The following is a 3,266-nucleotide window of genomic DNA, read 5'->3' on the forward strand; positions in this document are numbered from 1 at the left end:
AGCCTGAAAATCAGCCCGCCAATCAGCCCGAAAATCAGCCCGACACTCAGCCCGGCAATCATTGCTTTTTTCCAATACAATTTCAGTTTCTCAGAAAGAGATATCTTACGCAGCCCGCCACGCAGCCCGCCACGCAGCCCGCCAATCAGCCCACCACGCAGCCCGAAAATCAGCCCGAAAATCAGCCCGAAAATCAGCCCGAAAATCAGCCCGAAAATCAGCCCGAAAATCAGCCCGAAAATCCATCGATACAACCTACGATCGCGCTTTCGATCCAGCCAGGACGGTTGTAGGCGCTCGATCAAGAACTCCGTCATTTCCTGTTCTTTGAGTTTGACAGCCAACCAACCCAAGTAGCGATCGGTTTGCTCGGATGTTGGTGCTTTTCCTGAAGGATAGGCGCTTTGATGGGTTGGATTTTCGAGCTGTTTTTTGATGTAGGCATCCAAAAGTGCAGATTTTGTGGTGATAGTCTGACCTTGATACACCATCAGCAACATCAACAGGAATAGGGGCGATCGAGCTAACTCCAACAGTTCCGGTTGATCCTTCAGGGCAACCCAACGATGAGGGAAACCAGCCTTCTGGAAATAGGCTTCGATCTGAGGGTCATCGAGAGACTTGAGGTAGATGGCTCCATTGAGCTGCCGCAATGCTTCGCCCTGCTGCTCCAAGGCTTCGTACTCTTGGCGACGACAACAGACCACCAGTGATGTTTTGGGATGCAGTTCTAGACATGTGTTGATGTCGTGGAGACATTGAATCTGTTGGTATTGACGCTGTTTATCGAGTTCCTCTGGTGTGTCTCCATCCGTGCCATCAATTCGACGAAGTTCATCCAAACCATCGAGCAGCGGCAAGAGTTGATGGTGTTCGATCCAATACTTGGCAATCTCCGGCTGCACATTGTACCTATCCTTCAGTTGCACGATGAGCCAGTCATCCAGCGTCTTGCCTGGTTCCGTTGACCATGCTGACAGTTCAAAGATGACAGGGATGGGATGCTCGTCACTCTGCTGCGCTTGTTGCAGTAAGTCTTGGGCAAGGGACAGCAGTTCGGTCGTTTTGCCCGCCCCTGGTTCACCAAGAATCAGCAGTCGTCCCTTGATATCTGGATGCTGAAAGAGGTTGAGAGTCGGCAGGTCATCCCGGACAGGTTCCGGAGAGTTTCCTGATTCAAAGGGGTTGAAGTCTCGATGAATCAATCGGGATGACGACGATTCAGATAGCGACGATGACGCGGCCACCTCTGGACGACCGACTCGCTTCATCTGCAGTTCTCGATCGATGTCCATCTGAACCTTGTAGTGCAGCGATTGACTCAGGCGCGTGGTGACTTCTTTGAGGACAACCTTGTTTAGTTCCTTTAACTGAGCTTGGCATCGTTCATCGGTAATTGCTGGCTGGCTGGGCCGTAGGTACGTTTTGACAAATTCAATGATCTTGCCCAGGTTGCCTGTCCAACCAGCGATCGCTGCCGTTGCCATCGCCACCAGTACAAAACCAGCTAACCCCCAACCGATGTAAGGGTTGCTGGTCATATAGGTTAGGGCTTGCCCAACTTTGGAGGGTTCAGCTTCCGCAGCCGGTGATTCTGCCAGCAGCCACAGCAAGGATAATGCTTGATTCACGTCGTAACTCTGCCATCGAGATTGTCATGGATGCCCACAGCATAGCCTTGCCAGGAACTTTCCCTAACTTTTATGCGGATGTTCTAACATTCTCGACAGAACAGCAAAGCGATCGCCACCCATGCTCCATCAAGCTGATTATGTCTTGGATTTGTAGCCTTTTGCTAGGGCGATCGCCACCAACCCGATCACTACTAGCGACGTAACAAATGGGGCCATAACCCTATTATGAATCGATCCGCTAAACACATTGACAGATAGCGATCGCAGCTTGAGAGCGATCGCCCGTGAGACAGGGGTAGCTTAAATCAATTTCTCTTTTATTTCCGATAAAACTTGATGAATAACAGTAGAAGAAGTAATGGCGTTGCTCACCGTAACATGGGTATAAAAAGAGTTTTCAAGGCTTGGCATTAGATGCTGCCCTAGTGCAGAAGGAGGCAAAACCACAGTGTGGCATCGGCGTGATTGACCTGCGTAGTGGCGATCTAGTGCATTCGTTGCGCATTGCAGGGGCGGTTTCAGAACTCTATGACGTGGTGACGCTCCCTAACGTGCAGCGCCCCATGGCGATCGGCATTCGCTCCGATGAAATCCGCCACGTGATTTCGATGGGTGATGGATAGCAATCACATAAGTTTAGGGTGCCCAACTAGAACGACCGTGAAAACCAATAGTACATAACCAAGAGGAAACAAGATGGTGTTTGACCCTGTTTTGAACTTGGCTGACCTTGATGGCAGCAATGGCTTTCGCATGGATGGGGTAGCTGCAGATGACCGTTCCGGTCGTTCAGTGAGCAGTGCAGGGGATATCAATGGCGATGGCTTTGATGACCTGATTATTGGGGCATACAGAGCCGCCCCCAACGGCTCCGCTTCAGGCTCTAGCTATGTGGTGTTTGGCAGTGGAAGTGGGTTTAGTAGCACCCTCAATCTCTCCACCCTCAATGGCAGCAATGGCTTTCGTCTCGATGGGGTAGCCGCAGATGACCGTTCCGGTCGTTCAGTGAGCAGTGCAGGGGATATCAATGGCGATGGCTTTGATGACCTGATTATTGGGGCATACGGTGCCGATCCCAACGGCACCAATTCTGGCTCTAGCTATGTGGTGTTTGGCAGTGGAAGTGGATTTAGTAGCACCCTCAGCCTATCCAGCCTCAATGGCAGCAATGGCTTTCGCATGGATGGGGTAGCTGCATCTGACAATTCCGGTTTTTCAGTGAGCAGTGCCGGGGATATCAATGGCGACGGCTTTGATGACCTGATTATTGGGGCACTCAGTGCCGACCCCAACGGCAACTATTCAGGCTCTAGCTATGTTGTATTTGGTGAGGGTGAGTTTAGTAGCACCCTCAATCTCTCCACCCTCAATGGCAGCAATGGCTTTCGTCTCGATGGGGGGGCTGTATTTGACTTTTCCGGGCGTTCGGTGAGCAGTGCCGGGGATATCAATGGCGATGGCATCGATGACCTGATCATTGGGGCACCCTATGCCGACCCCAACGGCTCCTATTCAGGTTCTAGCTATGTGGTGTTTGGCAGTGGGGGTGGGTTTAGTAGCACTCTCAATCTCTCCACCCTCAATGGCAGCAATGGCTTTCGTATCGATGGCGTGGCAGCAGGTGACTATTCT

General features: G+C 51.5%; 3 protein-coding genes. 2 read left to right on the plus strand and 1 reads right to left on the minus strand.

Annotated features, from left to right (window positions below; translation table 11 throughout):
• Nucleotides 1–1,631: NACHT domain-containing protein (locus tag JUJ53_RS25205; RefSeq protein WP_204153535.1), on the minus strand; the 1,631-nt coding region annotated here is incomplete at its 3' end.
• A gap of 407 nt (nt 1,632–2,038) precedes the next feature.
• On the opposite strand from JUJ53_RS25205, the gene JUJ53_RS18595 reads away from it, so the two are divergent.
• Entirely contained in the window at nt 2,039–2,257 is a 219-nt protein-coding gene (locus JUJ53_RS18595; protein ID WP_204153536.1) for a DUF4915 domain-containing protein, read from the plus strand.
• Between the two features lie 73 nt (nt 2,258–2,330).
• Nucleotides 2,331–3,266 (plus strand): integrin alpha (locus tag JUJ53_RS18600; protein WP_204153537.1); only part of this gene is annotated, 936 nt, incomplete at its 3' end.

The organism is Leptolyngbya sp. CCY15150, assembly GCF_016888135.1.
GTDB lineage: Bacteria > Cyanobacteriota > Cyanobacteriia > RECH01 > RECH01 > RECH01.